Origin of the sequence: Micromonospora sp. WMMB482, from assembly GCF_019038635.1 — a bacterium.
In the GTDB taxonomy this organism is placed as follows: domain Bacteria; phylum Actinomycetota; class Actinomycetes; order Mycobacteriales; family Micromonosporaceae; genus Micromonospora; species Micromonospora marina.
In genome coordinates this window covers 4,945,589-4,968,366 of sequence record NZ_JAHOPD010000020.1, presented here as the reverse complement: position 1 = coordinate 4,968,366, position 22,778 = coordinate 4,945,589, and the positions used below count along the sequence as shown (strand labels likewise).

Below are 22,778 nucleotides of genomic sequence, written 5' to 3'. Positions count from 1 at the left end.
ATGGCCATCAAGGTCGAGGGCATGACGACCTCCATTCCTCTCGACCGGCGGCTCGCCGTGGACGGTGGCCGGCCGGTCCGCCCACCGGACCGTCCGTGGCCACGCTGGCCGGTCCCCGCGCCGGACGCCGCCGGCAACCTGGCCGCGGTGCTGACCGGCGGCCGGTGGGCGATCAGCAGCCCGTCCGTCGGCGACACCGTCCTGTTCGAGCGACGCTTCGCCGCCGACTTCGCCCGCTACGTCGGCACCCGCCACTGCGTGCCGGTCGACCACGGGTCGAGCGCCCTGGTGGTGGCCCTGGAGTCACTCGGCCTCGGCTACGGCGAGACGGTACTCGTACCGGCGCTGACCTGGACCGCCTCCGCGACCGCCGCACTGCGCGCCGGCCTGGTCCCGGTGCTCGTCGACGTCGACCGCGACACCGGCTGCGTCGGGCCGGAGGATCTCGACCTGTCGGTGGACCCGCGTGCCGTGGTCGCCGTGCACTGGGCCTCCAACATGGCCGACGTGCCGGCGCTCGACGCGGTCACCCGGCCGCGCGGCATCTCCGTCGTGGAGGACTGCGCGCAGGCCCACGGCGCCACCTGGCAGGGCCGTCAGGCCGGCTCGCTCGGCCGGCTCGGCTGCTTCAGCTTCCAGCACGGCAAGGTGCTCACCTGCGGTGAGGGCGGGGCCGTGGTCACCGACGACGACACGCTCGCGCCGGTGCTCCAGGAGCTGCGGGCCGACTCACGCCGCTACCGCGGCGACCGGACGCCGGCGGGCGAACTGGACCTGGAGGAGAGCGCCGGCGTGCAGGGCGCCAACTTCTGCCTGGGCGAGTTCTCCGCGGCCGTGGCCTGCGCGCAACTGGCCACCCTGGACGAGCAGCACGGCGTCCGCAACCACAACTACCGGCTGCTCGGCGAACTGCTGGACGACGTCGACGGCGTACGACTGCTGCGACCGGCGGCGGGACAGACCCGCATCTCGATCTACGAGGGCACGATCGTCCTCGACGAGTTGCCGGCCGGCATGGACAACGCCGCCGTGGCCGCCGCGCTCACCGCCGAGCTGGGCCGGCGGTTCTACTGCACCGACGAGCCGCTGCACCGCAGCCGGCTGCTCCAGCCGTGGACGAAGCCCCTGCTCGCGCCGCTGGCCGAGCGCTTCGCGGCGATCCACCGGGAGCGCACGTACCCGAACACCGAGTGGCTGGCCGCCCACACCGTCCAGACGCACCACAGCACCTTCCTCGGCACCGGACAGGACATGGAGGACATCGCCGCCGCCGTCACCAAGGTGCTCGCCCGCTGATCCGCGCCGTCCCCGGCGCACCAGAGAAGGAGTCTTCCCGTGACCGTCACCCAACGCGAGACCTCGCACGCCCCGACCCCGTCCCCCGACACGGACGCGCCCGTCGGCGTGTGGCTCAACGGCGCCCGCGGTTCGGTCGCCACCACAGCGATCACCGGTCTGCTGGCGCTGCGCGCCGGCATGGCCGACTCGACCGGCTGCGTCACCGACACCGGCATGCTGCGCGACGCGCCGCTGGCGAGCTGGACCGACCTGGTGGTCGGCGGGCACGACATCGTCGACACGCCGCTGGAGAAGAAGGCCGAGTCGCTCGTCGACTCCGGGGTCATCCCGGCGCCGGTGCTGGCCGCCGTGCGCGGCAGCCTGCCCGAGGTCGAGCAGAACCTGCGCACCGGCTACGACGCGCGTACCGAGACCGGGGCGCTGGCCGAGGTGGTCGAGCGGCTGGCCGGCGACATCGAGGAGTTCCGTGCCCGCCACGGGCTGTCCCGCGTCGTCGTCATCAACGTGTCCTCGACCGAGCCGCCGGCCGACCACCGGCCCGAGCACGACGACCTGGACGCGCTGACCCGCGCCCTGGCCGACCCGGACGACAAGGCGCTGCCGGCCAGCTCCGTGGTCGCGTACGCGGCGTTCCGGGCCGGTTGCGGCTTCGTCGACTTCACCCCGTCCACCGGGGCCCGGCTGCCCGCGCTGGAGATGATGGCGCAGCGGGAGCGCGTGCCGTTCGCCGGCTCCGACGGCAAGACCGGGGAGACGCTGCTGCGCACCGCCCTGGCGCCGATGTTCACCTCCCGCGCCCTGCACGTGCTCTCCTGGGCCGGGGTCAACCTGCTCGGCGGCGGCGACGGCGCGACGCTGGAGGATCCGCGCAACGCCCGCAGCAAGCTCAGCTCGAAGTCGGGCGTGCTGCCCGCGCTGCTCGGTGAGGACGTCACGGCCCCGCTGCACATCGACAACGTGCCGGACCTGGGCGACCACAAGACCGCGTGGGACCACGTCTCGTTCGAGGGGTTCCTCGGCGTCCGGATGTCCATGCAGCTGACCTGGAGCGGGGTGGACTCGACGCTGGCCGCGCCGCTGGTGCTCGACCTGGCCCGGCTGACCGCCGCGGCGCACCGGGCCGGGCACGTCGGCCCGATCGAGGAACTGGGGTTCTTCTTCAAGGACCCGATCGGCACCGACGAGCACGCGCTGGCCGAACAGGCGCAGGCGCTCGCCACCTGGGCCAACGGGCTGGACGGCCGCGGCGACAGCTGACCTTCGCACCGGCCGCCGGCGCGGCACCGTCCGCGCCGGCGGCCCCGCCCCACGTATCCGCATCGAGGAGTACCCCATGTCCCACCACGTCCCGAACGCGCCGGACCGGCCGAGCACGGATCCGGTGTGGACGCCGATCCTGACCGGTCTGCACGCGACCGCGCTGGACTGTCTCCAGACGAGCTTCGCCCTGCTGGCCGACCACGCGAACGGGTCCGGCAGCCACCTCGCCCTCGGCGCCCGGTACGGGTTCCGCACCCGGGACCAGGACGGCCTGGTCACCGTCGAGGCGACCTCGGACGACCGGGCCACCGAGGCGGTCGACCTGCTCGGCCTGCGGGTCGAGGGCCGGTGGATGCAGCTCGACGGCCCGCAGGTGCGCCGGCTGTGCGCGCCGGGCCAGCCGCTCTACGTCACCGCCGACGCGTACGACCTGCCGTGGTGCCCGTACCACGAGCACGAGCACATGCGGCACAGCTTCCTGGTCACGGCCGCCGCGCCGGACGAGGTCACGGTGGTCGACGCGTACCACAACGACACCGCCTGGGGGCCCGCGCGCCCCGGCGTGTGGCGGCTGCCCGATGCCGCGTTCGACGCGGCGCTGGCCGGGGGCGCGCACACGCTGGCGGTGACGGCGCAACCGGCCCCGGCGATCGACGTGCCCGCCATGCTCGCCGGCAACGCCACCCGCGCCGGCCGGGCCCGCCCGGAGATCGCGACCTACCTGGCCCGCACCGGTGCCGCCCTGGACACCGTGGCCGGACTGCACCGCTTCGTGCTCGACGTCTGGCTGCTGGCCCGCGCCCGCGACCTGCACGAGCGCTGGCTCGCCGCGGTCGCGCCGGAGGCCGCCGCCGCGCTGGCCGGGCAGGGCGCGCGCTGGCAGCAACTCGCCACCCGCAGCTACGTGGCGCTGCGGCGGGCCCAGGCGGGCCGGCCGGCCGCGCCGGAACTGGCGGACGCGCTCGGCACGCTGATCGACGACCACCTGGCCGCGCTGGAGTCGATCGCCGGACCGGCCGCCGGGACCGGCGACGACGCCGCACCGGCCGCGCCGGAGCGGGCCGGCGACGACGGCGTACGGGCGGCGGTGCTCGGCGCGCTCGGCGACACCCTGGACCTGGACTCCTCGGCCCTGCGCACCACCGACGTGCTCCGGGAACTGCCCGGCTTCGACTCGTTCCGGCTGGTCGACGTCATCGACCGGGTCGAACGCCGGCTCGGCGTCGAGGTGCCGGCCACCGCGCTGTCCGCGGCCGACCTGCGCGACGTCGGCTCCCTGTGCGCCATGTTCGGCGCCGCCACCGGAGGTGCCCGATGAGTACCGAACTGCTGCACGACCTGCTGGACCGCGCCGCCGACGCGCGCCCCGACGCGCCCGCCGTCGGGGACGGGACCGTCGAGTTCACGTACCGCCAGGTGCGGGCCGACAGCCTGCGGCTGGCCGGGTGGCTGCGCGGGCAGGGTGTCCGGCGCGGCGACCGGGTGCTGGTGGCACTGCCCCCCGGCGCGACCCTGCCGGCGCTGCTCTACGCGGTCGCCCGTGCCGGCGGTGTCTTCGTCGTCCTGCGGACGCCGGCCCCCGAGGTCGCGCTCGCCCACGTGCTCGACGACGCCGAACCGGGCCTGGTCCTCACCGACGACCCGGTCCTGGCCGGCCTGTCCCGCGTCCGCGGCGTCCCGGTGCGCGGCGCGGCCGAGGCACGCCGCGCCGCGTCGGCCGTGACGATCGGCGGCGCGTCCACCGGCCCGGCCCCGCTCGCTGTCGACCCGGTCTGCCTGATCTACACCTCGGGCAGCACCGGCATGCCGAAGGCAGTGGTCTCCACGCACGCCCAGGTCACGTTCGCGGTGCGGGCGATCCAGTCGCAGTTGTGCTACCGGCCCGACGACGTGGTGCACGTCCTGCTGCCGCCCTCGTTCGACTACGGCCTCTACCAGGTCTTCCTCAGCACCGTCGCCGGCGCCCGGCTGCGCCTGGGCGACCCCGCGGACACCGGTGGCCGCCTGCTGGCGACAGTGGTCGAGTCCGGCGCCACGGTGCTGCCCTGCGTGCCGTCGCTCGCGATCAACCTGCTGCGGCTGCTCGGCCGGGCGGGCGCGCCGCGTCCGCCGCTGCGCCTGCTCACCAACACCGGCGCGGCGATGCCCCCGGAGGTGCTGGCCGGTTTGCGCCGGCTGCTGCCCGGCCTGACCGTCCAGCTCATGTTCGGCCTCACCGAGTGCAAACGCGCGGCGATCATGCCGCCGGACGCCGACCTGCGCCGGCCCGGTGCCTGCGGGCGGGCGCTGCCCGGCACCGAGATCTTCACTGTGAACGCCGAGGGGCGGCGCCTGCCACCGGGCGTCCGCGGCGAGCTGGTGGTACGCGGCCCGCACGTGATGGCCGGGTACTGGCGGCGACCCGAGCTGACCGCGCAGCGGTTCCGCCGAGCCCACGGACTGTTCCCGCAGCTGCACACCGGCGACCACGGCCACGTCGACACCGACGGGTACGTCCACTTCGCCGGCCGGCGCGACGACGTCTACAAGGAGAAGGGCACCCGGGTCAGCGCCACCGAGGTGGAGGCCGCCGCGTACCGGGTCGACGGGGTGGACGCGGCCGGGGTGCTGCCGCCGGCCGACGGCCGCGACGGCGCGACGCTGTTCGTGGTGGCCGCGCTGACCCCCGCCGACGTGCTCCGCCGGCTGCGGGAACAGCTGGAGGAGATGAAGGTGCCGGCGCACTGCGTCGTGCTGCCCGACCTGCCACTGACCGGCAACGGCAAGGTGGACCGGCGGGCGCTGGCCCGGCTGGCGGGTGAGCACAATGGCTGACCTGCCCTTCGACACCCCGGCATACCGCTACGACCTGGCCCGGGTACGCGCCAGCCACGCCACCCTGCGCGCCGCGCTGCCCGCACCGAGCCGGCTGTTCTACTCACTCAAGGCCAACCCGCACCCGGCGCTCGTGGCGGCGCTGCACACCGCCGGCTGCGACGCGGAGATCTGCTCCCCCGGTGAGCTGGCCGCGGCGCTGCGGGCCGGCGTGCCGGGCGACCGCATGCTCTACACCGGACCCGGCAAGCGCGACGCCGAGGTGGCCGAGGCGGTCCGCGCCGGTGTCCGCTGGCTCTCCGTCGACTCGCCCGAGGGCCTGGACCAGGCCGACCGGATCGCCGCCGCGCACGGCGTCGAACTGCGGTGCCTGCTACGGGTCAACGACCGGGTGCCGAACCCGGGTCAGGGGCTCACCATGACCGGCGTCGCGTCCCAGTTCGGCGCCGACGCCGACTGGATCGAGCAGGAACCGCAGCGGTTCCGGTCCCGCCCGTCGGCCCCGGTACGGGGATTCCACCTCTACACCGGCAGCAACGTCGACTCGGTGGACGCGCTGGTGGCCCAGTTCACCGCCGCGGCGCGTACCGCCCGGCGGCTGCGGGAGCTGCTCGGCATCGACCTGGCCCTGCTCGACCTCGGCGGCGGCTTCGGCGCGCCGTTCGCCCGGCCCGGCCACAACGCGGACCTGACCGGCCTCGCCGACCGGGTCGCCGCGGCCCTGGACGGGCTCTTCCCGGGCTGGCGCGACGGCGCGCCGACGGTCGCCTTCGAGTCGGGGCGGTTCCTCACCGCCACCGCCGGCACGCTGTTGACCCGCGTGCTGGACGTCAAGCGGTCGCAGGGCACGCCGGTGGTGGTGCTGGAGTCCGGCATCAACCACCTCGGCGGGATGTCCGGCCTGCGCCGGCTGCCGCCGCTCGTACCCGCCCTGCACGCCGCCGACGACCGCGACGGCCCGCCGCTGGAGGCCGCGATCGTCGCCGGGCCGCTTTGCACGCCGCTGGACACCTGGGCCCGCGCCGCGACCCTGCCCGACGTACGGCCGGGCGACGTGCTCGCCGTGCCGAACGTCGGGGCGTACGGGCTCTCGGCGAGCCTGCTGGCCTTCCTCGGCCACCCGGCGCCGGTCGAGGTCGTCTGCGACGGCGACCGCGTTGTCGAGACGTCCCGGCTGACCCTGACGCGGCACCCGGTCGACGCGCCGGGCGCCACTGCCGAAACCCGAGAAGAAAGGTGACGTCATGAACGCCGAATTCACCGAGTTACTCCGCCCGTTCCTCAAGTTCGCCGGCCCGGACGAGATCAACGAGGAGTCCCGCCTGCGCGACCTCGGCCTGGACTCCATGCGCGAGATCGAGCTGCTGTTCGCCATCGAGGACACGTTCGGCGTCGCCGTGCCGGACGACAAGCTGGTCGACTCGACCTTCGCCACGGCCGGCGGGCTGTGGGGCGTGGTCGAGGAGCTGCGCGCCCCGGTCGGCGGTGGTTCCCGATGACCGCGGCCGCCGGGTACGCCCCGGCCGTCGAGACCGTCGCCGGCGTGGCGGCGGAGCACGCCCGACAGGCCGACGAGGACGCGGCCTTCCCGACCGAGGCGCTGGCCGCCATGCGCCGTACCGGGTTGCTGGGGCTGCTGGTCCCGGCCGCCGAGGGCGGCGCCGGCGGTACGCTGCCGGACCTGGTCGACGTCACGCTGACGCTGGGCCGGGTGGACATGTCGGTGGCGATGGTCTTCGCCATGCACTGCCAGCAGGTCGCGGCGATCACCGCGTACGGCGGGGAGAAGCTGCGCGCCGAGGTGCTGCCGGCGGTGGCCCGGGGTGAGCGGTATCTCGGCTCGGTCACCACCGAGGCCGGCAAGGGCGGTCACCTGATGACCGCCGAGTCGGCGCTGAAGCACGACGGCGAGATGCTGCTGATCGACAGGCAGGCGCCGATCGTCACCGGCGGCCCGTACGCGGACGCCTTCCTGATCACCACCCGCGCTCCGGGGGCCGACTCGGCCGCCCAGGTGGACCTGGTCTACGCCGACCGGGACCAGGTGGAGATCGAGGTGACCGGCGGGTGGCGCCCGCTGGGCATGCGGGCCACGCACAGCGTGCCGATGCGGCTGCGCGGCGCGGTGCCGCAGTGGCAGGTGGTCGGCGAGCACGGCGGGTTCCGGGAGATCGCCACCCGGGTCTTCGCGCCGCTGGCGCACGTCGGCTGGGCGGCGGCCTGGATCGGGGCGGCGGCCGGCGCGTACGCCCGGGTGCTGCGGCACGCCCGCAGCGAGGCGGGACGGCGGCAGTTCGCCCCCTCCTCCGAGCTGGTGCTGCTGCGGCTGGCCGGCATCCGCACCCGGCTGGACGCGGCGCACGCGCTGCTGCGGCACACCGTCTCGGTGGTCTCCGACGCGCCGGACATGTCGGCGGCGCCGGTGCAACTGCTGCTCAACACGCTGAAGATCCGCGCGGCCGAGGAGTCCTTCGCCGCCGCCGACGAGCTGGTCGAGCTGACCGGCCTGCGCCACGGCTACCTGACCGACTCGCCGCTGACGCTGGAGCGCACGTTCCGGGATCTGCGCTCGGCCTCGCTGAACTACGCCAACGACCGGCTGCGCCTGGCCAACGGGGCGCTGTCGCTGCGCGACCCGGCGGTGCGTCTTGTCTGAGTCCACGCCGGCCGGGGACCACGCGGTGGGCGCCGCGCTGTCCGGGGTGGACGCCACCGACCCCGGTGTCGTGTGGCGCGCGCTGGGCGCCGCCGGGATCGTCGAGGCGCTCTACCCGGACGGCGTCCAGCCGGACCCCCGGCGGTTGTCGGTGCTGCTCACCGAACTGGACGCCCGGTGCCCGCTGGGCGTGACGCTGTCGGTCTGCGTCCAGGTCGCCACCGTGCTGCCGCTGCTGGCCGGCGCGACCGGGCCGGCGGAGGCCACGCGGCGCCTGATGCTGCGCGGCGAGACGGTGGTGGCGCTGGCCGTCACCGACGCCGCCGGGTCGGGCTCGGACCTGCTCGACGCCGCGACCCGGGTGAAGTTGGGCGACGACGGCGCCGTCCTCGACGGCGGCAAGGACTGGATCACCAACGCGACGAGCTGCGACGCGGCGCTGGTGCTGGCCCGGCATCGCGAGGCACGCCACTTCACCAGCTTCTGCTGGGTGCTGGTGCCGGCCGACGCGCCGGGCGTGACGGTCGGGTCCGCCGGCCGGGCCTTCGCCGGGTCGGGCGTGGGTCACCTGCGCTTCGCCGGCGTGGCGCCGGGCCCGGACGCCGTGCTGGGCCGCCCCGGCCGGGCGCTGGCCGGGTTCGCCCGGCAGGTCGGCGTCGAACGGGTAGCCGGGGCGCTGTGGGCCCGGGCGATGTGCCACCGGATGCTGGCGGGCCTGCGCGACTGGCTGCGGCGGCGACCGGCCGGGGCGGGCACGCTGTGGGACCGCCCGGCGGTCCGCGAGCGGTACGCCCGGTGCCTGGTCGCCACCCATCAGCTCGACGCGTTGTGCGCGCCGCTGCTGGACGCGCCGGACGCCGTCCCGTCCGCGGTCACCGGAATGCTGCTCAAGGTCAGCGCCGCCGAGACCGTCGACCGGGTCGCCGCCGAGGCGGTGCGCCTGCGCGGCGCGGACGCGTTCCGCGACGGCGGGGAGGCGCAGCTGCGCACCGAGGCGGCCATGTTCGGCATCGCCGGCGGCGCCACCGGCGCGATGCTCGCCGGCATCGCCGACCACGCCGACGACCTGGTGGGCGCGCGGCCCTGAGCGCGGTGGCGCGCGCCGGAAGACCGATCGACGACAGCACAGTGAAGGGAGCAACGCCGTGAGTCTCTACTCCTGGTTCGAGCGGACCGTGGCACACGTGCCCGAAGCGGTCGCGCTGGAGGTCGGCGGGGAGCCGGTGACCTACCGCCGGCTGCGCGACCTCGCCGACGGCCTCGCCGGGCGGATCCACGCCGAGGTGGGCCGGCGCCCCCGCGCGGTCGGCCTGCTGGCCGCCCGCAGCCTGCCCGCGTACGCCGGTTATCTGGCCGCGCTGCGCGCCGGAGCGGTGGTGGTGCCGCTCAACCCGGCGTTCCCGCCGGCCCGCACCGCCCGGCTGTGCCGGGACGCGGGCGTGGACGCGCTGGTGGTCGACGACGCCGGCGCCGCGACGGCGGCGCAGGTCGCGGGCGACGCCGTGACGGTACGCCTCGACGGCGCGCCGGCCGTCCCGCCGCCGGCCGTCCCGGTGGCGCCGGACGACGTGGCGTACCTGCTGTTCACGTCCGGCTCGACCGGGCGGCCCAAGGGCGTGCCGATCCGGCACCACAACGTGTACGCGTTCCTCACGCACTGCCGGGACCGCTACCCGGTCGGCCCGGGCGACCGGTTGTCGCAGACCTTCGACCTGACCTTCGACCCGTCCGTGTTCGACATGTTCGTCGCCTGGGGCGGCGGCGCCACGCTCGTGGTGCCGCAGCCGGACGAGGTGCTGACGCCGGTGCGGTTCGTCAACGAGCGGCGGATCACGCACTGGTTCTCGGTGCCCTCGGTGGTCTCGCTGGCCCGCCGGATGCGGATGCTCTCCCCCGGCGCCATGCCCGGCCTGCGGCACAGCCTCTTCGCCGGTGAGGCGCTGACGCTGGAGCAGGCGCGGGCGTGGGCCGCGGCGGCGCCGGGCAGCGTGGTGGAGAACCTCTACGGTCCCACCGAGCTGACCGTGACCTGCACCGGTCACCGGCTGCCGGCGGATCCGGCCACCTGGCCGGTGACCTCGAACGGCACCGTGCCGATCGGCGACGCGCACCCCCGGCTCGACGCGATCCTGCGCGCCGAGGACGGCACCGTCGGTGGTGACGACGGTGAGCTGTGCGTGCACGGGCCGCAGCGGTTCGACGGCTACCTCGACCCGGCCGACGACGAGGGCCGGTTCGTCACCCACGCCGGGCGCCGGTACTACCGCACCGGTGACCGGGTCCGCCGCGAGCACGGCACGCTCGTGCACCACGGGCGCCTGGACGACCAGGTCAAGCTGCGCGGCTACCGGATCGAGCTGGGTGAGATCGAGATGGTCCTGCGCGGCCATCCGGGGGTGCAGGACGCGGTGGTGCTGGCGTTCGGCGCGGGCGACGACGTCTCCCTGCGGGCGGTCTACACCGGCGCCGACGGGATCACCGGCGAGCTGACCCGCCGGTGCGCGGACCGCCTGCCCGCCTACATGGTGCCGGCCCGGATCCACCATGTGGCCGCCCTGCCCACGAACGCCAACGGCAAGACCGACCGGCGGCGGACCGCCGACCTGGTCGGCGGCGCGACGAGAGGAGCACGCTGATGACCAGCACAGGGAACGGACAGGAGCAGGAACGGGCGTTCCGTTCGGTGGCCGGGCGCTTCGCCACCGGAGTGGCGGTGGCGACCGCCGTCGGACCCGACGGCCCGGTGGGGATGACTGTCAACTCCTTCACCACCGTGTCGCTGTCGCCACGGATGCTGCTGGTCTGCCTCCGGCGGGACTGCCGGCTGCTCGGCGCGGTGCGGCGTACCGGCCGCTTCGCGGTGACTGTGCTCGGCGACGACCAGCGCGAGGAGGCTGCCTGGTTCGCCAGCCGGGGCCGTCCGGGGGGCGCCGACGGCTTCGCGGGCGTGGCCTACGACGACGAGCGGGCGACCGGCTGCCCGCGCCTGACCGACGGGGTGGCGTACTTCGGCTGCGAGGCGGTCTCCGCGGATCCGGCCGGCGACCACGCGGTGCTGATGGGCGCGGTCCGCTCCGCGGGCCTGCTCCGGCCGACCCCGCCACTGTTGTTCGTGGACGGCGACTACGCGCGGGTCGCCGGGCCGCGGGAAGCGCAGGTGGCGCGATGAGCATCGGCGCCGCTCCCGGCGACCTGCGCCACCTGAGCCTGCGCGCGGCGCGGGCCGGGGCGGACGCGATCCACGAGGCGCGGGGCCGGGGCCTGCAGACCGAACACAAGGGCGGCGCAGCCCAGGACCCGGTGACCACGGCCGACCACGCCAGCGAGCGGGCCATCCTCGACCTGCTCGCCCGCGACCGGCCGCAGGACGCCGTCCTGGCCGAGGAGTCCGGGGCCAGCGCCGGCTGCTCCGGCCTGCGCTGGATCGTCGACCCGCTCGACGGCACGCTGAACTTCAGCCACGGGGCGAGCCGCTACGCGGTCAGCATCGCGGTGGCGACCGGCTGCGACGTGGGCGACGGACAGGTGGTCGCGGCCACCGTCCTGCAACCGGCCACGGGCGCCTGCCTGGTGCTCGACGACGGCGGCGCGCTCGACGGCGACGCCCCGGTCGCGGTCAACCGCGAGGCCGTGCCGGGGCACGCCCTGGTGGCGTTCGCGGTGCCCAACGCGCCCGATCCGCGACGGCGGGCGTACCAGGCGCTCGTCGGTGTCGCGCCTCGCGTCGCCGATCTGCGCAACACCGGCTCCACCGTCTGCGACCTGGCAGCGGTGGCCCGCGGGGAACTGGACGCGTTCGTCAGCTTCGACCCCGCGCCGTGGGACATCGCGGCCGGCGCCGCGCTGGTCGAGGCCGCCGGCGGTGTGAGCCGCCGGTGGCGCCACGACGGGTTCGAGGTCTTCGCCACCGGGGCGCCGGCCGTGGTGGCCGCGCTGGCCGGCTGGCTGGGCGACGACGGCAGCGACGGCACCGCCGGCACGGGCGGCGCCGACGAGGAGAGGGGAACCGGCGATGACCGGCAGCGATGAGTTCCGGCTGGCACTGGTGGGCGCGGGCCGGATGGGCCACCACCACCTGCGGGCCCTGTCCGACCACCCGGCGGTCCGGATCCGGTACGTGGTCGACCCGGTTCCGGCCACACGGGAGGAGGTCGCCGCGGCCGGGCTGCCGGCGTACCCGAGCGTGGAGGACCTGCTCGCGGACGCCGCGCCGGACGGTCTTCTGGTGACCGCGCCCACCGGGCGGCACGGCGCGCTGGTCGCGGCCGCCGCCAAGGCGGGGCTGCCGGTGCTGTGCGAGAAGCCGGCCGGGCTGGGCCCGGCCGAGGCGGCGGAGACGGGGCGGGTGGCCGCAGCCGCCGGGATCGGGTTCCAGGTCGCCTACTGGCGCCGGTTCGTCCCGCAGCTGCGCCGGCTGCGCGAGCGGATCGCCGCCGGCGAGCTGGGCGAGGTGCTGTTCGTGGCCGCGGCGCAGTGGGACGGTGAGCCGCCGGCGGCGGCGTTCCGTACCGGAAGCGGCGGGATCTTCGTGGACATGGGCGTCCACGAGTTCGACCAGATCCGGTGGCTGACCGGGCAGGAGATCGACCGGGTCGCGGTGCAGCCGGCCGGGCCGGTCACCGACCCGGCGGTACGCGGCCGGGACGTGGACAGCGCACAGGCGTTGCTCGGCCTGTCCGGCGGCGGCACCGCGCTGGTCTCGCTCGGCCGGCACCACCGGGGCGGCGACATGGCGACGGTGGAGGTCTTCGGCACCCGGGACCACGAGCGGCTGACCTTCCTCGACCCGGCGCACGGGGACGCCACCATGTACGCGGCCCTGGCCCGCCAGGCGGAGGACTTCGCCGGGCTGGTCCGCGCCGGCCGGTCGGCGGGCGCCGGGGTGGCGGACGCCGTGGCGGTGCTCGACGCGGCGCAGCGCGCGACGGCGGCACTGACTCCGGGTCACGAAGTACACACCGATCGGTGATTACTTGCACCATCTGGGAGCGATGCATTCCCCGGGCCGAAGGTGGGAAATCCACCCCTACACACCGCACTGTGGACGGTGCACCGGAGCGGGGGAAGACATCCATGCAGTTCAATGTTCTCGGTCCGCTGACCCTGTACGCCGACGACCGTCCCGTCACACTGACCGGCACCAAGCCCCGCCTCCTGCTCGCCGTGCTGCTGCTGAGCCCGGGGCGTACGGTCGCCACGTCCCGGCTGGTCGACGGGCTCTGGCCGGAGTCGCCGCCCGCGTCGGCGGTCCGTAACCTGCGCACGTACGTGCACCGGCTGCGGCAGACGCTGGACCGCGGCGGCGACTCGGCCGACCGGTTGGTCCACGACGGCACCGGCTACCACCTGCGGGTCGACGAGGACGAGCTGGACCTGCTGCGGTTCCGGCGGCTCGCCGACGAGGCCCGCCGGGCCGCGCGCGGGGACCGGCCGGAGGCTGCCGCCGACCTGTTCGACCGCGCGGTCGAGCTGTGGGGCGGGCACCCGCTGGAGGATCTGACGGATCTGGGCACCGACCTGGGCGCGACCGTCACGGCGCTGCGGGAGCAGCACCGGGAGATGACGTCCGAGCTGATCGACCTGCGCCTTCGGCTGGGCCAGCCGGCCCGGGTCATCCCGTCGCTGCGCCGGATGGTGGCCGAGGAGCCGCTGGACGAGCGCCGGCAGGCGCAACTGGTGACCGCGCTGACGCTGGAGGGGCGCGTGGCCGAGGCGCTGGCCGTGTACCAGCAGGCCCGGCGCGGCATCGTCGACGAGCTGGGCGTGGACCCCGGGCCCACCCTCCAGGGCGCGCTCCAGACCGCGCTGGACGCGGACTCCGCCGAGGTCCGTCAACCGTCCGGCTGGCCGGCCGTCGTCGGCGCCGGGTCGCCGCCGAGCCCGCAGGCCCTGCCGATGAAGCCGCCGTCCCTGGTCGGCCGGGACACCACGGCCGGTCAGCTGCGCGTCATCGCCGAGGGGATCGCCGACCCGGACGGCGCCGACGAACACGCCGGGGTCGTGCTCGTCTCCGGCGCGCCGGGCGTCGGCAAGTCCTCGTTCTCGGTGAGCAGCGGATACGACCTTGCCGACCTCTTTCCGGACGGTCAGCTCTTCGTCAGCTTCGACCGCGGCGACGAGCCGCCGCGCGGCAGCGGGGAGCTGATCCGGGAGCTGCTGGTCGAGCTGGGCGTGCCGCTGACCGACGTGTCCGAGGACATCCGGGAACGCTCGGCCGTGCTGCGGTGCGCGCTCGCCGGCCGGCGGCTGCTGCTCATCATCGACGACGTCGACTGCGCGCAGCAGGTGCGCCCGCTACTGCCCGGGGCGGGGCGCAGCCTGGTGCTGATCAACAGCCGGCAGCGCCTGCTGGACCTGGACGTCGGCTGGCGGTTGACGCTCGGCGCGCTCGACCGGGCCGAGGCGGTGGAGTTGCTGGCCACGATCGCGGGCGAGCGCCGGGTACGGGAGCAGCCGGAGGTGTTCGGCCGTATCGCGGCAGCCTGCGACCAGTTGCCGCTGGCCCTGCGGATCGTCGGCAGCCGGATCGTCACCCAGCCCGATGTCGCCCTTCCCGGCTTCGCCGCGCATCTGGAGGACGAGGAGAACCGGCTGTCCGAGTTGTCCGTCGGGGACATCTCGGTGCGCGGCAGCATCTCGGTCAGTTACCAGGCGCTGGACGTGGACGCCCGCCGGGCGCTGCACGCGCTGGCCCGCGCCGGCTCGTCCATCACCTCGTCCAGCGCGGTGGAGATCCTGCGCCTGCCCCGGCAGGAGGCCAACCGGATGGTGGAGCACCTGGTCCAGCACAACCTGCTGGTGCCGGTCGACTCCGGCGATCCGGGCGAGCGTTTCCACCTGCCGGAACTGCTGCGGCTGTTCGCCCGCGAGTGCGTGGACGCGCACGGCCGGCCGCTGCCGGCGGCCTGAACCGCCGATCGCGGCGTGCGGGCCGGTCGACCCGCACGCCGCGATCCGGGTGTCGCTACTTGAGGAAGCGGTCCAGCGCGGCCTCGATGGTGCCGCTGTCCGGGGACGCGTAGGACTTCATCGTCACCTTGTTGTAGGAGATGAAGCTCGGGCACCGGGCCGCGGGCGCGGTCACCGTGCCGCCGTCGCCGACCTTCTCGCCGGTCTTGGCGGCGTGGAAGGTCAGGCTGTACCGCGAGGAGATGTAGTCGACCGTGACGACCTTGTCCTCGCTGTTCTTGTACTGGCACTTCTTCGGCGCGCCCTCGCTGCCCTCGACCATCTTGAGGCAGCCGATGACCGACACCGTGGCGAAGTCAGCCGACTTCGCGTAGTACGGCTTGGCCGAGCTGACCGTCTTCTGCGACCAGAACGACGGCCGGTCCGGGGAGTTGGAGAAGACGTACGCCTTCGAGCCCGCCGGCGCGGTGTACGGCGCGGCGTTGAGGATCGCGCCCCCGTCGCAGACCGCCGACATCTCGCTGGCGTAACGCGCCGTCAGCGAGTTGTTGTTGGACGGCCCGTCCGGACCGCTCGACTCCGGACCGCCCGCGCTGGGGGTCGCGGACGGGCTGCCGTCCGGCCCGGGGGTGGCACTGCCCGAGGCCACCGGCGCCGGGTCCTCCTCGTCGCCGTTGAAGGCGACGTAGGCGAGCCCGCCGCCGCAGCACAGCAGCGTCAGCGTGACCGCGCCGGCGGCGAGACCGACGATGAGCCCCTTGCTCTTGCCGCCGCTCGGAGGCGGGGTGGGCGCGTACGGCGCCGAGCCCGGGTAGCCCGGCTGGCCGGGGAACGGCGCCGCGGGCTGCGCACCGTAGGGCGCACCCGACCCGGGCTGCGCACCGTAGGGCGCACCCGACGCGGGCTGCGCACCGTACGGCGCACCCGACCCGGGCTGCGCACCGTACGGCGCACCCGACCCGGGCTGCGCACCGTACGGCGCGCCGGAGGCCGGCTGGGCGCCGTACGGGGCGTTCGGGTCGGGCTGGTTGCCCCACGCTCCGGCGTTCGGGTCCGGATAGCCTCCGTAGGGAGGGTGATTGTCACTCATCTGAGGTTCTTCCACCTGTCGTCCGTGGTTCCGGCGATCAACCACCCCGCAGCGTAATGACGCCTGCAAATTAACGATCGCCGACATTCGATACGTTGTTCACCTGCCGTGCCGGGGTCACTCCGGTGCGTACGTGCCCGGATCGGGCATCCGGCCTCCCATCAGGCGCGACGGGCCCGGGGACCGTTGGGGCGCAATGGATCGGCCGCCCGGCGAGCGGCCCTTACCCGACACCGGCGACGCCGGAAAGTGTGATGTACGCGACACCTCCGGCCGCTCGGGTGGGCGGCGGCGGACCACATCGTGGACCTCCATTTGATGAGGGTTGTCGATATTGACGCATGTCTCGGGCGCGGACAGAATCCCAGCACCACCACCAGGACCCCTCCGGGAGAGCCCCATGAACCGTCCCCGCCTGCCGCTCCTGCGGACCGCCGGCCGGATGACCGCGCTCGTCGCGGCCGCCGCCGGCATGCTGCTCGCCGTCGCCGCACCCGCCGTCGCCGCCGCACCCGCCGGGCGCTACGTCGCGCTCGGCGACTCCTACACCTCCGCCCCGCTCGTGCCCACCCAGGTCGACCTGAACTGCCTGCGCTCCAACCGCAACTACCCGTCCCTGGTCGCCGCGTCCGCCGGTTCCTCGTCGTTCGCCGACGTGAGCTGCTCCGGAGCCACCACCGAGGACATCCTGTACGGCGGCGACGGCGTGCTGGGCATCGCGCTGCCGCCGCAGGTCAACGCCGTCACGTCGACCACCGCGCTGGTGACCGTCCAGATCGGCGGCAACGACATCGGTTTCTCCGGCATCATCAGCGACTGCGCCGAGGCGAGCGTGAGCAGCCCGTTCGGCTCGCCCTGCAAGAACCGGTTCACCGCGGGCGGCACCGACCAGTTGCGGGCCCGGATCGCCGCGACCGCGCCGAAGGTGACAGCCGTGCTGCAGGCGGTCCGCCAGGCCGCGCCGAACGCACGCGTGGTGGTGCTCGGGTACCCGGCGATCCTGCCCGACAGCGGGTACGGCTGCTGGCCGGTGGTGCCGATCGCCTACCAGGACGTGCCGTACCTGCGTGGCGTCCAGAAGGCGCTCAACACGATGCTGGCCGACACCGCGGCGGCGGGCGGCGCGAGCTACGCCGACGTCTACACCCCGTCGATCGGGCGGGACGCGTGCAAGAGCAGCGGCACCCGCTGGGTGGAGGGCCTGGTGCCGCAGAACGCCGCCGCGCCGTTCCACCCCAACGCCCGCGGGGAGCAGGGCATGGCCACCGCCCTGCTGGCGCACCTGAACTGAGCCGGACGCCGTGAGCCGGCCCCGCCGAGGCGGAGCCGGCTCGCGGCCCGGCAGGTCAGACCCGGGTGAAGCGGACCGCGTCGGCGACCACGTAGCCGGCGCCGGCGCTCCAGCGGCTCACCCCGACCTTGTCCCCGGTTCCGCCGGCGAGTGTGAACACGCCGAGGGAGACCCAGCGGCCACCGCCGGTGCGCTGGTTGACCGCCACCGACCGGTTGCCGGTCGTGGTGGCCACCAGGTACGGGGTGCGGTCGTTGTAGCCGGGGTCCGCCGGGTACCACACCGAGACCTCGTAGGCGCCGGTCGCGGGCAGTGTCGCCCGGAACCAGGCCACGTCACTGGCCGCCACCGGCGCGGCGAAGCGGTAGTCGGCGCCGTGGCGTTGCCCGGAGTACGCGGAGGTGCCCCAGGCCGCGCCGGCGGTGAACCCGCCCGCTGTGGCGTTGTCGACGGTGACGCTCCAGGACGCGGGTGGCGCGTCGGCCCGCACGTCCAGGTAGTTGCGGTCGATCTTCATGGTCACGCCGCCCCACGTCTCGGTGACGTCCCCGGCGTACTGGTGCAGGCGCTGCTGGTCGGCGTAGCGGTCGTCGGCGCAGTACGTGCCCCCGTCGGTGTCCGCGACGCCGTTCCACCAGGCGATCCAGATCTGGTCCAGTCGCAGGTACCGGGTGTCGTGGTAGGCGTCGCAGACGTCAGTGATGCCGGACGAGCCGCTGGAGTACATGCCGGCGAGGTAGCCGCGGGTGTGCAGGCGCTCGACCCAGCCGGAGAGGAAGGAGAGCACCGCGGCGCGGCAGGCGGCGGTCGACGGGTACTGCTCGATGTCGTTGTAGAGCGTACTGCCGGCACCGATGCCGAGCGCCTGCGCCGCCGCGACCGCGCTGTCCGCCGCGGTCCTCCCCTGTCCGCGGGCGGTGGCCGGATCGGCGGACATCTTCGGCGTACGGGTGCCGCAGGGCGCCTGGTAGCCCAGCTCGATGGGGATCAGCCGCCAGCCCTTGCGGGTCTGGTTGGCGACCCAGGTCGCGGTCAGGTTCGGCTGGGCGCACGTCCGGCTGCCGCCGCTGATGTAGACGCCGACCGCGCGGTACGGCGACGCGGCCAGCCAGGCGTCCATCGCGGCCTGGGACGGCGCGGTGCAGGTGTCGAAGCCCTTGCCGGTGAAGGTACCGGGCTGGGGTCCGATCGCGGCGACGGCGGCGGACTGCGGCTCGGCGGTGGCCGGTGTCGCGGACCGGGCCGGTACGGCCGAAGCCGGCACCGGGACGGCCGTGGCCGCGACCACGCCGAGAAGCGTCAGGGCCGTGGTGATCGCTCTCATCGGCGCCCTCCTGAGGGATTCCTCGCTCGACGGCGAGACTTGGGCAGGATTTCTACCACGCATCGACGGACGACGACAGATGCGGATGGCGAAAGTTTTCACGACGGGAACGATCATTGAAGGGTATCGACAAAGCGGCCGGCGTCGGTATAACGTGCCCGCACTCACATCCGTCGATCGGTGAAGCGCCGACACCCGAGGAGCGCCATGACCACGTCACGATCCCCCCGTCTGCGACGCCGAGGTCTGCTCGGCGTACCCGCCCTGGTGGCCGCCGCCCTCGCCGTGGCCGTCCGTCCCGGTACGGCGCACGCGGCGCCGAAGGCCGAGTGCCTCGCCGACCTGCTCGGGGAGCAGTGATGGCCACCATTCCCTGGCTGGTGGACGTGCTGCGCGGCGCCGGCGTGCAGGTCGTGGTCGAGGGCGACTGGCTCAACCGGATGCGCCCCGGCTCGTTCGACCCGATCGGTGTGCTCTGGCACCACACCGCGGCCACCTCCAGCGCCTCCAACCCGCACCCGGCACTGAACATCTGCATCAACGGCCGCTCCGACCTGCCCGGCCCGCTCTGCCAGGCGCTCGTGGACTACAACGGCGTGTTCCACGTGATCTCCGCCGGGCGGTGCAACCACGCCGGCACCAGCGGCGGCAGCGGCCCCATCCCGGCGGGCGACGGGAACACCCTGATGATCGGGTGGGAGATCGACTACAACGGCGTCAACCAGCAGATGACCTCCGCCCAGTACAACGCCAGCATCGCGGCCACCGCCGCCGTGCTCAAGCGGCTCGGCCGGGACTCCAGCTACGCCCGCGGGCACCGGGAGACCAGCACCACCGGCAAGATCGACCCGTCCTTCATCGACCTGAACACGATGCGTGCCGACGTGGCCGCCAAGATGGCCGGCGGCGGCACCGGCTGGACCTCGATCGTGGACAACGCCACGGCGGGCCGGTTCACCGCCAGCGCCAACTGGGGCACCTCGACGTACTCCGGGCAGCGCTACGGCGCCGACTACCGCTACGCGAACCCGGTCGCCGCGAGCGACGCGGCCTGGTACAAGTTCAACGTCCCCCGCACCGGCAACTACCGGGTCGAGGCGTGGTGGCCGGCGAACGCGGGCTACAACGCGGCCACGCCGTACATCGTCGCCACGACCACCGGCAACCGGACGGTCGTGGTCGACCAGCGGGCGACCGGCGGGCAGTGGCGCTCGCTCGGCACGTTCACGCTCCCGGCCGGGGACGCCAACCGCGTCGCGGTCAGCCGGTGGACCTCCGCCGCCGGCCTGGTCATCGCCGACGCGGTCCGGCTGACCGAGGTCTGACACCGGACGGCCGGACGCGGCCGGGCGGGCACCCCCGCCCGGCCGCGTCCGCCGACGGTCGGCGCAGCGACCGGAAGGCGGCCCGGCGTCATGGTCCTGACGGCCACGGATTGTCCTCTCGGGTCGGGTCAGGGACCGAACGTGAAGACCGGGGTGATCCCGGCGTACGTGGGCTGCGGGTCGGTCACGAACGCGGTCACCTCCGGGGTGACCGGCGGCAGGGCGGGCGCGGGCGTGGCGGCCTCGACCAGGACCACCCGCCCGCGCAGGTCCTGCGGCGTCAGCGGCACGGAGTTCACCCACCGGCGGACGTCGACCGGCGGCAGCCGGTACTCGGTCCAGCCCACGTGGCCGGCTGTGCGGGCTCTCCTCCTCCGACGTCCGCCGGCGGTTACCCCGGGCGGCACGGCTCCGAACGGGCCGCCCGCCCGGCCCGCGGGTGTTTGCCCCCGGCCCGGCGGGGTAGGCGGCTGCGCCACCCGAGGGGCGGGCCGTGCAGGCGGCGTGGGCGGCCGGGACGTCGCGGAGGGTCGATGACGGCTGGACCAGGGCGAGCACAGACCCCGCCGGGCGAGGTGGTGGAGCTGCGGGTGCACGGCGTCTCGGCGGGCGGCGCCGCCGAGGTGCTGGGCCGGCCGCTGGTCCGGCAGGTCGCCGGAGACCGCAGCGCCGGCTTCTACCGTCCCCGCCCCGGGCACGCCGACGAGCACGGGGCGAGCGCCGTGACGCTGGAGGCGTACCAGTGGAACGACCTGCCGTCGGGCACCGCGCTGCGTACCCTGTCGCTGCTGTTCCTGATGCCCTTCATGCTGATCAACGTGGCCGTCTGGATGCGGCCGGGGGACGCGGTCGGCGGCGCGGTGGTGCGGGCGCTGTGCCGGGTGCTCGGGTTGAGCCTGACCGCGCTGTACGTGCTCGCCGGCGCCGGGGTGGCGCTCGACCTGGTGGCCTGGCAATGCCTGTCCGTCCCGGCCTGCATCGCCGACCGCGAGTGGCTGTCCTGGATGGGCGGGCGGCCGGTGGGGCTGCGGCTCGTGCTGCTGGCGCTGGTGCCGGCCGCCGCGGTGAGCCTGGTCTGGTGGGGCGCCCGGCGTCCGGGTCGCTCGTTCACCGCGTTCCGGGCGCCGGAGCGGGCGTCCGCCGAGCCGCCGCTGAGCACTGTCGGCCAGTGGGACACCGAGCCGTTGATGGGCCGGCTGCGCTCGATCCACATCGCGGCGGCCTTCGCCACCCTCGACGGCTGTCTCCTCGCCGCCCGGGCCGCGCAGGGCGTCCCGCCCACCGTGGCGGCGCTGCTGGCGGTCACCGGCGCGGTCCTGCTCGCCTGCGTGGTCCTGGTCTGCGTTCCGCCGCTGGTCGACCGGGCGCCCGCCGACCCGCGACGCGACCGGGCCGCCCGGGCACTGCGTGCCACGGCGGTCGGGCTCACCGTCGCGGTGGCCGGGCACCTGCTGTTCGCCCCGGCCCGGTGGCGTACCGGCGGGGGCCTGCCCGGCTACGGCTCGATCCTCACCTGGCTGCTGGTCACGCACGCGGTCCTGCTCGGCGGCCTGGGCGCCGTGCTGATCTGGCACCGGCCGCGGGTACGCGGCCACCAGCCGCCGAACGGGCTCGGCGCGCTCGTGGTCGCGGCGACGGCGGGTGGGCTCGCCGTCGCGTACTCCGCCGAACTGGTCCAGCGCACCGCCGACCTGCTGGACCGGGGCATGTTTCCGGCGGACGACATCCCGGGCCCGGCCCGGGCGTACACCTGGGCGATCTACGGCTTCTTCCGGGCGTTGCTGGTCACGCTGGTGGCCGCCGCCGTGGTGGCGCTGGTGTCCCGGCGCGGCCGGATCCGGGCCGCCCAGGCGATCGTCGAGCGCGACTTCCCGGCGCCGCCGGCCGAGGCGGCGCCCCGGCAGCGGCAGGTCCGGACGATGATCGTCCGGGCCCGGTTCACCGACCTGCTGGTGCCGCTGGCGGTGCTGTTCGCCGTCGTGGCCGGCGCGGGCGCGGCGACCACCGCGATGGCGCTGGTCAGTCCGGAGCCGGGCGAGGCCCTGGAACGCCGTACGCACGTCCCGGCCGAGCTGGTCATGTTCGGCATCGAGGTGGGTGGGGTGGCCATCTCGGCGGCGGTGCTGGCCCTGGTGCTCGCCGGGATCTTCGCCTACCGCAGCCCCGGGTTCCGCCGCCACGTCGGCGTGCTCTTCGACCTCGCCACGTTCTGGCCCCGGTCCGCGCACCCGTTCGCGCCGCCCTGCTACGCCGAGCGGGCCGTGCCGGAGCTGGCCCGGCGCATCACGTACCTGGTCCGCAGCGGCAACGGGGTGCTGCTGTCCGGCTACAGCCACGGCTCGGTGCTCGTCGCCGCCACCGTCCTGCAACTGCCGGCGGAGATCAGCGCGCGGGTCGCCCTGCTCACCTACAGCTCACCGCTGCGCCGGCTCTACGCCCGGCTGTTCCCCGCCTACGTCGGCGACGACATGCTGCGCGGGATCGGCGGCCGGGTCGGGTGGCGGTGGCGCAACCTGTGGCGGGACACCGACGCGCTGGGCGGATGGATCTTCTCCCCGCACCGCCCGGGCGAGCCGGCCCGCGTCACGGGCCCGGAGGCGACAGTGGACCGCCGGCTCCGGGATCCGGAGAGCCTGGTCGCCCCGCCCTGGGACAGCGTCCCGCCGCCGATCAAGGGTCACCTTCCGTCCGAGGACGATCCGGCGTACGCCGAGACGGTGCGGTACCTGGCCGGCCGGCTCCGCGCCGGACCGTGACGCGGGCGGGGGCGTACCGGCTCCAGCGCCGGCTCGCCGAGGCCGGGGATCCGC

The 22,778-nt window shown here is 74.9% G+C and carries 20 protein-coding genes; 17 read left to right on the top strand and 3 right to left on the bottom strand.

Annotation, left to right across the window (positions count from 1 at the left end):
• The first annotated feature begins 21 nt into the window (after positions 1-21).
• The 13 genes from KSK32_RS24500 to KSK32_RS24440 all read left to right on the top strand — a co-directional run bounded on the left by KSK32_RS24500 (position 22) and on the right by KSK32_RS24440 (position 14,938).
• Positions 22-1,296, top strand: coding sequence for a DegT/DnrJ/EryC1/StrS family aminotransferase (locus KSK32_RS24500; RefSeq protein ID WP_254187176.1), 1,275 nt, complete (start codon positions 22-24; stop codon positions 1,294-1,296).
• Between the two features lie 39 nt (positions 1,297-1,335).
• A complete protein-coding gene (locus KSK32_RS24495; protein WP_216933311.1) occupies positions 1,336-2,556 on the top strand; it encodes an inositol-3-phosphate synthase in 1,221 nt (406 codons plus the stop codon).
• Between the two features lie 76 nt (positions 2,557-2,632).
• A complete protein-coding gene (locus KSK32_RS24490; protein WP_216933310.1) occupies positions 2,633-3,877 on the top strand; it encodes an acyl carrier protein in 1,245 nt (414 codons plus the stop codon).
• Positions 3,874-5,373 carry a class I adenylate-forming enzyme family protein gene (locus KSK32_RS24485; protein ID WP_216933309.1) on the top strand — a complete coding sequence of 500 codons (1,500 nt, stop codon included), beginning with the start codon at positions 3,874-3,876 and terminating at the stop codon, positions 5,371-5,373. Before KSK32_RS24490 ends, KSK32_RS24485 begins: the two co-directional genes overlap by 4 nt.
• The gene (locus KSK32_RS24480; protein WP_216933308.1) at positions 5,366-6,613 is read left to right on the top strand and encodes an alanine racemase; all 1,248 of its coding nucleotides are present in this window, start codon (positions 5,366-5,368) and stop codon (positions 6,611-6,613) included. Before KSK32_RS24485 ends, KSK32_RS24480 begins: the two co-directional genes overlap by 8 nt.
• 4 nt (positions 6,614-6,617) lie before the next feature.
• Positions 6,618-6,872, top strand: a complete 255-nt coding sequence (locus tag KSK32_RS24475) for a phosphopantetheine-binding protein (protein WP_216933307.1) — start codon at positions 6,618-6,620, stop codon at positions 6,870-6,872.
• A complete protein-coding gene (locus KSK32_RS24470; protein ID WP_216933306.1) occupies positions 6,869-8,029 on the top strand; it encodes an acyl-CoA dehydrogenase family protein in 1,161 nt (386 codons plus the stop codon). The genes KSK32_RS24475 and KSK32_RS24470 overlap by 4 nt, the downstream gene beginning before the upstream one ends.
• Positions 8,022-9,116, top strand: a complete 1,095-nt coding sequence (locus tag KSK32_RS24465; RefSeq protein WP_216933305.1) for an acyl-CoA dehydrogenase family protein — start codon at positions 8,022-8,024, stop codon at positions 9,114-9,116. The genes KSK32_RS24470 and KSK32_RS24465 overlap by 8 nt, the downstream gene beginning before the upstream one ends.
• 58 nt (positions 9,117-9,174) lie before the next feature.
• A complete protein-coding gene (locus tag KSK32_RS24460) occupies positions 9,175-10,665 on the top strand; it encodes an amino acid adenylation domain-containing protein (protein ID WP_216933304.1) in 1,491 nt (496 codons plus the stop codon).
• Positions 10,665-11,198: a flavin reductase family protein gene (locus KSK32_RS24455; RefSeq protein WP_216933303.1), complete on the top strand. Its 534-nt coding sequence runs from the start codon at positions 10,665-10,667 to the stop codon at positions 11,196-11,198. The genes KSK32_RS24460 and KSK32_RS24455 overlap by 1 nt, the downstream gene beginning before the upstream one ends.
• Positions 11,195-12,058 carry an inositol monophosphatase family protein gene (locus KSK32_RS24450; RefSeq protein ID WP_216933302.1) on the top strand — a complete coding sequence of 288 codons (864 nt, stop codon included), beginning with the start codon at positions 11,195-11,197 and terminating at the stop codon, positions 12,056-12,058. Before KSK32_RS24455 ends, KSK32_RS24450 begins: the two co-directional genes overlap by 4 nt.
• Positions 12,042-12,998, top strand: a complete 957-nt coding sequence (locus tag KSK32_RS24445; protein WP_216933301.1) for a Gfo/Idh/MocA family protein — start codon at positions 12,042-12,044, stop codon at positions 12,996-12,998. Before KSK32_RS24450 ends, KSK32_RS24445 begins: the two co-directional genes overlap by 17 nt.
• 104 nt (positions 12,999-13,102) lie before the next feature.
• Entirely contained in the window at positions 13,103-14,938 is a 1,836-nt protein-coding gene (locus KSK32_RS24440) for an AfsR/SARP family transcriptional regulator (protein ID WP_216933300.1), read from the top strand.
• Positions 14,939-14,993: 55 nt separating this feature from the next.
• Here the strand turns inward: KSK32_RS24440 and KSK32_RS24435 are convergent, their stop codons facing one another.
• Positions 14,994-16,028, bottom strand: coding sequence for a hypothetical protein (locus KSK32_RS24435; RefSeq protein ID WP_216933299.1), 1,035 nt, complete (start codon positions 16,026-16,028; stop codon positions 14,994-14,996).
• A gap of 400 nt (positions 16,029-16,428) precedes the next feature.
• Between KSK32_RS24435 and KSK32_RS24430 the strand changes: the two genes are divergently transcribed.
• A complete protein-coding gene (locus KSK32_RS24430) occupies positions 16,429-17,319 on the top strand; it encodes an SGNH/GDSL hydrolase family protein (RefSeq protein ID WP_216933298.1) in 891 nt (296 codons plus the stop codon).
• A 55-nt stretch (positions 17,320-17,374) separates the two neighbouring features.
• Here KSK32_RS24430 and KSK32_RS24425 read toward each other — a convergent pair whose 3' ends face one another.
• Positions 17,375-18,643 carry a glycoside hydrolase domain-containing protein gene (locus tag KSK32_RS24425; RefSeq protein WP_216933297.1) on the bottom strand — a complete coding sequence of 423 codons (1,269 nt, stop codon included), beginning with the start codon at positions 18,641-18,643 and terminating at the stop codon, positions 17,375-17,377.
• Positions 18,644-18,850: 207 nt separating this feature from the next.
• Here KSK32_RS24425 and KSK32_RS24420 point away from each other — a divergent pair, with 207 nt between their 5' ends.
• Both KSK32_RS24420 and KSK32_RS24415 read left to right on the top strand, forming a co-directional pair.
• Positions 18,851-19,003 carry a hypothetical protein gene (locus tag KSK32_RS24420; protein WP_216933296.1) on the top strand — a complete coding sequence of 51 codons (153 nt, stop codon included), beginning with the start codon at positions 18,851-18,853 and terminating at the stop codon, positions 19,001-19,003.
• Positions 19,003-19,968 (top strand): N-acetylmuramoyl-L-alanine amidase, encoded by a 966-nt coding sequence (locus KSK32_RS24415; protein ID WP_216933295.1) that lies wholly within the window; start codon positions 19,003-19,005, stop codon positions 19,966-19,968. Before KSK32_RS24420 ends, KSK32_RS24415 begins: the two co-directional genes overlap by 1 nt.
• A 128-nt stretch (positions 19,969-20,096) precedes the next feature.
• Here KSK32_RS24415 and KSK32_RS24410 read toward each other — a convergent pair whose 3' ends face one another.
• Positions 20,097-20,315, bottom strand: coding sequence for a hypothetical protein (locus KSK32_RS24410; protein WP_254187175.1), 219 nt, complete (start codon positions 20,313-20,315; stop codon positions 20,097-20,099).
• Positions 20,316-20,501: 186 nt separating this feature from the next.
• Between KSK32_RS24410 and KSK32_RS24405 the strand changes: the two genes are divergently transcribed.
• The gene (locus tag KSK32_RS24405) at positions 20,502-22,724 is read left to right on the top strand and encodes a hypothetical protein (protein WP_216933294.1); all 2,223 of its coding nucleotides are present in this window, start codon (positions 20,502-20,504) and stop codon (positions 22,722-22,724) included.
• Positions 22,725-22,778 lie beyond the last annotated feature (54 nt).

Bases quoted from the DNA above. Each gene is read 5' to 3' on its own strand.
- KSK32_RS24500 (WP_254187176.1), top strand. From the start codon at position 22: ATGACGACCTCCATTCCTCTCGACCGGCGGCTCGCCGTGGACGGTGGC.
- KSK32_RS24490 (WP_216933310.1), top strand. From the start codon at position 2,633: ATGTCCCACCACGTCCCGAACGCGCCGGACCGGCCGAGCACGGATCCG.
- KSK32_RS24485 (WP_216933309.1), top strand. From the start codon at position 3,874: ATGAGTACCGAACTGCTGCACGACCTGCTGGACCGCGCCGCCGACGCG.
- KSK32_RS24480 (WP_216933308.1), top strand. From the start codon at position 5,366: ATGGCTGACCTGCCCTTCGACACCCCGGCATACCGCTACGACCTGGCC.
- KSK32_RS24475 (WP_216933307.1), top strand. From the start codon at position 6,618: ATGAACGCCGAATTCACCGAGTTACTCCGCCCGTTCCTCAAGTTCGCC.
- KSK32_RS24470 (WP_216933306.1), top strand. From the start codon at position 6,869: ATGACCGCGGCCGCCGGGTACGCCCCGGCCGTCGAGACCGTCGCCGGC.
- KSK32_RS24455 (WP_216933303.1), top strand. From the start codon at position 10,665: ATGACCAGCACAGGGAACGGACAGGAGCAGGAACGGGCGTTCCGTTCG.
- KSK32_RS24450 (WP_216933302.1), top strand. From the start codon at position 11,195: ATGAGCATCGGCGCCGCTCCCGGCGACCTGCGCCACCTGAGCCTGCGC.
- KSK32_RS24445 (WP_216933301.1), top strand. From the start codon at position 12,042: ATGACCGGCAGCGATGAGTTCCGGCTGGCACTGGTGGGCGCGGGCCGG.
- KSK32_RS24440 (WP_216933300.1), top strand. From the start codon at position 13,103: ATGCAGTTCAATGTTCTCGGTCCGCTGACCCTGTACGCCGACGACCGT.
- KSK32_RS24435 (WP_216933299.1), bottom strand. From the start codon at position 16,028: ATGAGTGACAATCACCCTCCCTACGGAGGCTATCCGGACCCGAACGCC.
- KSK32_RS24430 (WP_216933298.1), top strand. From the start codon at position 16,429: ATGAACCGTCCCCGCCTGCCGCTCCTGCGGACCGCCGGCCGGATGACC.
- KSK32_RS24425 (WP_216933297.1), bottom strand. From the start codon at position 18,643: ATGAGAGCGATCACCACGGCCCTGACGCTTCTCGGCGTGGTCGCGGCC.
- KSK32_RS24420 (WP_216933296.1), top strand. From the start codon at position 18,851: ATGACCACGTCACGATCCCCCCGTCTGCGACGCCGAGGTCTGCTCGGC.
- KSK32_RS24415 (WP_216933295.1), top strand. From the start codon at position 19,003: ATGGCCACCATTCCCTGGCTGGTGGACGTGCTGCGCGGCGCCGGCGTG.
- KSK32_RS24405 (WP_216933294.1), top strand. From the start codon at position 20,502: ATGACGGCTGGACCAGGGCGAGCACAGACCCCGCCGGGCGAGGTGGTG.